Annotated in this window: 3 protein-coding genes; all 3 read right to left on the bottom strand. The window is 30.0% G+C overall.

Going from position 1 to position 7,884, the window contains the following annotated elements:
* A partial coding sequence (locus tag BT993_RS06450; protein WP_072593757.1) for a hypothetical protein occupies positions 1-2,983 on the bottom strand: 2,983 nt, incomplete at its 3' end.
* 292 nt (positions 2,984-3,275) lie between these two features.
* Positions 3,276-7,262 (bottom strand): OmpA family protein, encoded by a 3,987-nt coding sequence (locus BT993_RS06445; RefSeq protein WP_072593756.1) that lies wholly within the window; start codon positions 7,260-7,262, stop codon positions 3,276-3,278.
* A gap of 251 nt (positions 7,263-7,513) precedes the next feature.
* The coding region (locus BT993_RS06440) for a YadA-like family protein (RefSeq protein ID WP_208600521.1) at positions 7,514-7,884 on the bottom strand (371 nt) is incomplete at its 5' end.

The following is a 7,884-nucleotide window of genomic DNA, read 5'->3' as shown; positions in this document are numbered from 1 at the left end:
CTATGTCCTCTATCTTTTTGTCCATATCTTTTATTTTATTATCTATTTCTGTTTTTGTTTCATTTATTTTGTTTTCTACTTTATCTAGTTGTGATTTATTTACTGCATCTTTAGCATCTGTTCCGTCTGATACATTAGTAATCTTATTTCCACCATTGTTTAATCCATCTTTGCTTATTGATACAGCTTTATCTCCTTTATCAGAATTTATACTCATTCCATTTCCAGTAATATTAGTAGTATTTCCATTACTATCTTTAAATTCTGCACTAGTTAAATTCTGCAACACTTTATTTAATGCGTAAGTAAACTCTTTTCCATTTTGAGTAATACTCATGTTATCTCCAGCAATAAATTTTAATGTATTATCTTTTCCTACTTTTTCTGAATTTGCTCCATTTACTTGACCTGTTCCAGTTTGTCCAGCCATTACATTAAATCCATAATTTGCTATTGATTCAGTAATATTACCTTTTAATTCTTTTATTGCCTCATGAATTGTATTTTTACCAGTTCCACCAATATTACTCATAGTAAGTTTTCCAGCATTTTCTCCACTTGTAGTTATACTAGCATCTCCACCTAAAATACTCTTAGTTGTGTCTATAAAATTACCTAAAATATTATTAGTTGCATAAAGTTGTGAACCATTTATTGCATCTGTTGATGTTTTAGTTATTTGTCCTGCTGCTACATATTGTAATTGTCTTTCTTTTCCAGCAGAACCTATAGATACTACTGAAATAGGTGTATTACCTGCAAATCCTCCATATGTTAATGTTCCTATTTGAGCAGAACTTACTGATGTTGCTTTAGTTGTTTCACTCTCTGACCCAAGAGCTACTGATTTTTCTATAATTGCTTTTGAACTATACCCTAAAGATACTGATTCTCTTCCAAGACTTTCAGTTTGACTTCCTATAGCTATACTGCTTGAATCTTTAGATTGTGAACCTAATCCTAATGCTATTGAAGAGTCACCATTTGCTCTTGCATAAGGTCCTATAGCCACACTACTATTTTCTTTTGCTTCTGCATAAGGTCCTAAAGCTACAGAACGACCTCCAAACGCATTAGACTCATGTCCTATAGCTACCGATTCTAAATCTGATTCACTTTTATATCCTAAAGATATTGATCCTCTTTGAGCTTTAGAATACAGACCCAATGCTATTCCTTTCTCTCCTTTAACCTCAGATTCTTTTCCAATAGCTATACCATTTCTATCTAAAGTCTTTGCACCTATACCAATTGCAATACCATTTTCTCCTTTATCTTCTACTTTCGCATTTTCTCCAATTGCTATAGAACTATTTGCTTTAGACATAGAACCACTACCTATAGCTATTGCACCTTGTGCAGACGCTTTTGACCATGGACCAAGAGCTAGTGAAGAAGATTTTGTTGCAGATGAATATGCTCCTATAGCTACTGAACGTTCTTCTTTTGCACTAGATGAATGCCCTAATGCTACTGAATCTAATTTTAATGATTTACTACTCTTACCTATAGCTATTGAATGATTACCCTCTGATTTTGAAGATACTCCTAATGCTATTGCAGATTCTCCTTTTGCTTCAGTTTTTCTTCCTATAGTTATAGCATCATCTTTTGAAGATTTAGCACCGTGTCCTAATGCTATTGCTCCCTCGCCCTCAGACTTAGCATTCATTCCTGCCGTTATTGAATGTTTACCTGTAGCTCCTGCTGCTTCACCAATTTTTCCTAAATTAGTATCTTTATTACCTGTATCTTTATTTTTTTCTGTATTAATATGAAAATATGTTTGATTTTCATCATCAAATTTTTTAGCTAAAGATTTTAATTGAGCCACATTTACTGCATCTGTATCATCTGTACCTGCTGCAAGTCCAGTTAATTGTCTTGTCATTCCATTTTCAGCATCTCCAATTGATACTTCTCCATATGTAGCTTTCCATGCTTTTACTAGTTTTGCATACTCTTTATATTTCTCGTTAATTTCTTTATTATTTTTTAAAATCTTCTCATTTAATTCTGATAATTTATTTTTTTCATCTTCTGTTCTATCATCATAAGGTTTTTTTACAAGTTCTTCTTTTTCTTTTTCAACCTTTTTATTTTCTTCTATCTTTCTTTCTAATTCTGATTTTAAAGCAGCATATTGTGCTTTATCTGATTCTGTTAATTTATCTTCTAAATTAACCACATTATTTTTTAGCATATCATAGCCTAATCTACTATCTCTATTTTTTGCTACAGAATTTGCTCCAAGTGCAGTTGAATATTTTTCTTCTACCCTAGCTCCACTTCCTAATGCAGTTGCATTTACTAACTCCTCTTTTATAGTACTTTTACTTCCTATAGCTACATTATTACCAGCATATATTCCTTTTGATGTTGCTTCATGTCCTATTACAACACTACCACGTTTTGAATATGATCCCTCTCCTATCGCTATACCTTTTCCATAACTTTCTGCCTCTTTACCTATTGCTAGTGAGTCTGAATTAGCCTTACTCTTATACCCTAGAGCTATTGCACCTATTCCATCAGTTGAAGTTTCCGTTCCTATTGCTATCCCATAGATAGTCCTAGCATTTGCCTTATTTCCTATAGCTATTGAATCAGTTGCTGTTGCTTTTGCTCCTGTTCCTATAGCTATTGCATTAATCATATCATTACTTAAATTTGGAGTAGCTCCAGCATGAGCTCCAACCCCTATTGCTATTCCATCTTTCCCTCTTGAAACTGCACCTGATCCTATCGCAATAGTTTTATCTCTTTCCGATTTAGAATCTTTACCTATTTCTACCTTATCACTAGTAAGCGAACTTACTCCTACAATCATTGATTTTTCTAATTTTAAATTTGAATCATTACCAAAAATTGTACTAACTTTCAAGTTATTTCCAGTATTAACTTCTGGATTTTTCTCATTACTCTTAGAATAAGATAAAATAGAAATAAAAGCTAAAACTGCAATTAAATTATTTTTCTTCATTTGCTCCTTACATAGTTGTAACCGCAACTATGTAATTCACCTCCTTTTTATATATACCAAAATTTCAAAATAAAAATATTTTTTTCACAAATAATATAACATAAGTATACCCCCCCCCCCCGCACTATTTTGTCAATAGTTTAAATCAAAATAAATTTATATTGAATAATTATATTTCAATATTTCCCTTATATTTTAACTATTAAAAGTTTTTACAAATTAATTTATTTATAAAATAAAAGAACTATCACTAATAAATAGCAATAATTCTTTATTAATTAATCAAATAATCTTATCTTAACTCAATTTCTACTCTTCTATTTGAAGATCTTCCATTTGAATTATTATTTGTTTCCACTATATTGTTATAACCTGATGAACTTACCTTTCTTATCGATATACTCATATCTAATCCTAACTCTCTTAATTTTTGAGCCACTTTATTTGCTCTCTTTAAGCCTAATTCAAGATTTAGATTTTCATTTGATACATTATCTGTATATCCTGTTATATATATCTTTCTATTCTTATAATTAGCATTTAATTCTTCTACTATATTTTTAAGTATATCTATTTGTGAACTTGTTAGTTCTGATATCCCTAGGTTATATCCATTTATTGTATATAGGTCATCTTCATTTGACTTAATTTTTTCAATATTTTTTAGTCTTTCTTCAAGTTTTTCAATTTTATTATTCAAATCTTTATTCTGTTCGTTTAATTTATTATTCTGATCATTTAATTTATGATTTTGTTCATTTAATCTATGATTTAAAGCATTAAGTTTTTCTAAAGAACTATTAATAATTGTATCTGTTTCTTTTATATCATTATTACTGTTATTATAGCTTCCAAATTGATAACCTATACCTGCTCCTAATGCCACATGTCCTTTTGTATTTAATGATCCACTTGCTTTATAGACTATATTTCCTTTATTATTTATTCCCGATAAACCTAATGCAAAAGCATTTTCTCCATTATAGTAACCATATGAGCCTGCTATATTATGTCTATATCCATCTAATGAACTTATTTGTGGTAAATTAGCCATTGCTATTGCATTTGCTACCCCACTATTAGCTGCCACTCCCTTAGCTATATCATTTTTGGCTTTATCTGATAAATCTACATTAACATCATTTCCTCTAGCAGTTGTTGTAATGTAATCTGAACCTCTAATATTAAATTTCAGTCCTCCATTTTTATTTAAACTTTGGGCATCTGTATTTCCATTATCTCCTCCAAATGACATAGTATTATTTCCTAAACGATTTATTGCATCTACTACATCACCTGTCTTAGCTATTTGTTCACCATCAGATGTTTTTGCTTCCATTTTATCATTATTTACTTCTGTACTAATTTTTCCTACATTAGCTTTTAATTTACCATCTGTATCTTTAATTATTGTCTTATTATCTGCTTTTACATCTAATGTATATGTATACTTATTCTTAGCACTATCATAACTTGATTTTACATCTACAGATGAACCATTTTCTGCCTTAACTTCTGTTCTACTATCTTTTAGTTGTTTTAGATTTACTCCGTCAGTATCTGCTTTTCCATCTCCAACATTTTTAATTACTTTTCCACCATTATCTAGTCCATCTTTACTTAATGATATTTTTTCTTTACCATTTTCACCAAATTTAACACTATTCATTCCTTTTAAGTCTTTACTTAATGAATAAGTGAAATCTTTACCACTTTGTTTAATATCTAAATTATCTCCAGCATTAAACTTTACTGTAGAATCTTTTTTTACTTTTTCTGTTGTAGTTCCACTAGCAGTTCCTGTTCCAGTTTGTCCTGATGTTACATTAAATCCAAAATCATTTATTGCTTTATTAAGATTATTATCTAACTCTTTTAATTGGTTTTCCGTTGCTGCTTGTCCACTCTTAATATTATTTGAATCCCATTTTTTATTAGTTAAACCATTAACTACTCCATTTTTCCCATCTACTGTTACTTGTCCTGCTTTTATTTCTCCCTTTGTACCATCAAGTTCTACTTTATTTCCATCCTTACCTAATGTAACCTTATCATTTAATTTAACATCGTATTCTTTTTCTCCATTTGCTCCTTTTTTAGATGTTATTACAAGGTTATTATCACTAGAAGATATATTTGTTTGTGATTCTTTTGAAACCTTATTTAATTTATCTTCTAACTCCTTTTTAGCCTTATCTAATTGAGATTTATTTACTCCGTCAGTATCTGCTTTCCCCTCTGCTACATTTTTAATTACTTTTCCACCATTATCTAATCCATCTTTACTTAATGATACTTTATCTTTACCAGAATTTACTGATACTTCATCTCCAGTAATTTTTGTCTTATTTCCATTTGTTCCCTCAAATTCTGCATTTTTTAAACCTTTAAGTTCCTTATTTAATGAATATGAAAAATCTTTACCATTTTGATTAATGCTTAAGTTATCTCCTGCATTAAGTTTTAATGTATCATCTTTTACTATTTTTTCTTCTTTTACTGTTCCTGTAGTTGTTCCTGTTCCAGTTTGTCCAGCTTTAACATTAAATTCAAAATTATTTAATGATTTAAACTTATCATCTAATACCTTTAATTGATCTTCTGTGGCTGCTCTTCCACTTGTAATACTACCTGGATTCCATGATTTATTTGTTAATCCAGTTATTGTACCATTAGTTCCGTCTAATATTAAATTTTTACTTCCTAAAGTTATTTTATCATTTAATTTAACATTATATTTTCTATGCCCATCTTTATCATCTTTTGATGTTAATACAATATTTCCTTTTGTCTTATTTGCTTCTTCTTCATTATTTGCAGTTACTTCTGTTTTTGATGCTATTATTGCTTCATGAATATTATTCTTACCAGTATTACCAATATTACTCATAGTAAGTTTTCCACTTGTTGTTATAGTTGCATTTCCACCAAAAATAGTTTTAGTTGAATTAGCTAATTCTGTTAAAACACTATTAGTTGCAAAAAGTTGTGAACCATTTATTGCATCAGTTGATGTTTTGCTTATTTGTCCTGCTGCCACATTTTGTAATTGTCTTTCTTTTCCAACAGAACCTATAGACACCACTGAAATAGGATTTTTTCCTGCAAACTCTCCAAATGTTATTCCACTCATTTTAGAATTACTTGTTGCTACTGCTTTTGTTGTTATACTTTCTAAACCTAATGCTACTGATTTATCTATAGTTGCTTTTGAATCAGCACCTATAGATGTAGAACCATCTCCCTCTGCATTTGAGCTAACACCCACAGCTACAGTTTTATTATTACTAGCCTTTGATAATGATCCTATAGCCGTTGCTGCATTAATTGAAGAAGCTCCCCTATTACCTGTCTTACTTGTTGAATGTGCTTTAAATCCAAAAGCCACATCTCCCACAAAATTTGTTTTAGATTCATTTCCTAATGCAATAGATTCTATTTCATTAGCATATGCTTTTTGTCCTATAGCTATTGTTCCCCTAGTTTTAGTTCTAGCACTATCCCCTATAACTATTGAATCCCATCTTTCTGCATGAGCATTATTACCTATTACTATTGAATTTTGAAAATCTGCTCTCGCTCCATTCCCTATTGCTATTGCGTTTTCTTTCTCTGCCTTTACATCATGCCCTATAGCTACTGCATTTTCACCATAAGTTCTTGCATAACTTCCTATTGCAACAGATTTTTCACCATTAGATATAGTATTATTATTTCCTATAGCTGTTGATTTTTTACCCCCTGCATTAACTTTATATCCAACGGCTAAACTCTCTTCTCCTTTTGCTTCTGAAATAATTCCAAAAACTGAACTAGCTTTAGCTATAGCTGTAACATAGTTTCCCATAGCTATAGAATTTTCTCCCTTGCTTCCTGCTTTTCTTCCAACTGCAACAGAATACTTTCCTAATGAATTTGATTCTATTCCCATTGCTGTTGAATTGTGTCCCTTAACATGATTCCAGGCTCCTACAACAACTGAGTTACTCTCTTCAATAATATTCTTGTATCCAATTGCTACAGACTCCTTTGTCCCATTAGTCCTTATTGTATTTTTAGCTCCTATTAATATTGAATTACTGACTCCTGATTCAAAAGTATTTGATAATTCTATTCTTGTACCATCACTTTTAGTATCAACACCAATTATGAAATTATTATTTTGATTTCCATAATTATTAGGACCATTAATATTCCCAGATATTGGCCTATAAATTGTATCAGTATAAGATAAAACCGAAATAAAAGCTAATATACCAATTAGATTATTTTTTTTCATTCATTATTGTATTATATACCTTTTGTGATATATAATACGCCTCCTTTTTACCTTTTTATTTATATAAGTCTATCTTTCCCAAAGATTTTAAAAACATTATACCCCCCCCACTCTTTTTTGTCAATAAAGTCTACAAGTAAAAAACAAAGATGATTTTCACTTTCAAATTTTGGTTTTACATATTTGAATAAAATAAAAAGAAACTCAGGTATTGAGTTTCTAATTACTTTATTGTTATAAATTTAACAATTCTATTTCTTTATATCTTCCATAAATTTTTGCATTAAGTTTTCTAACTCTGCAATTCTAGTTTCTAATTTCTTATTATTTTCCTTAAGAGCCTTAACTTCGTTATCTAATTCATAAACTTTCTCATCAAGTAAATTAATATTTCCATTTCTTTGCAATTTTAACATTTCCTTACTTCTTGTAACAATATTATCAAATTGATATCCTAATCCTGCTCCTAATGCTACATTTCCTCTTGTATTTAATGACCCACTTGCCCTATATACTAAATTAGATGTACTATTTGTTCCTGATAACCCTATCGCAAAAGCATGTTCTCCATTATAGTAACCATATGAACCTGATATATTATGTCCTTCTCCACTTATTTGTG

Origin of the sequence: Streptobacillus ratti (assembly GCF_001891165.1) — a bacterium.
GTDB lineage: Bacteria > Fusobacteriota > Fusobacteriia > Fusobacteriales > Leptotrichiaceae > Streptobacillus > Streptobacillus ratti.
Note: the sequence above shows the minus strand (reverse complement) of the source record. Positions and strands in the feature narration are given on the sequence as shown.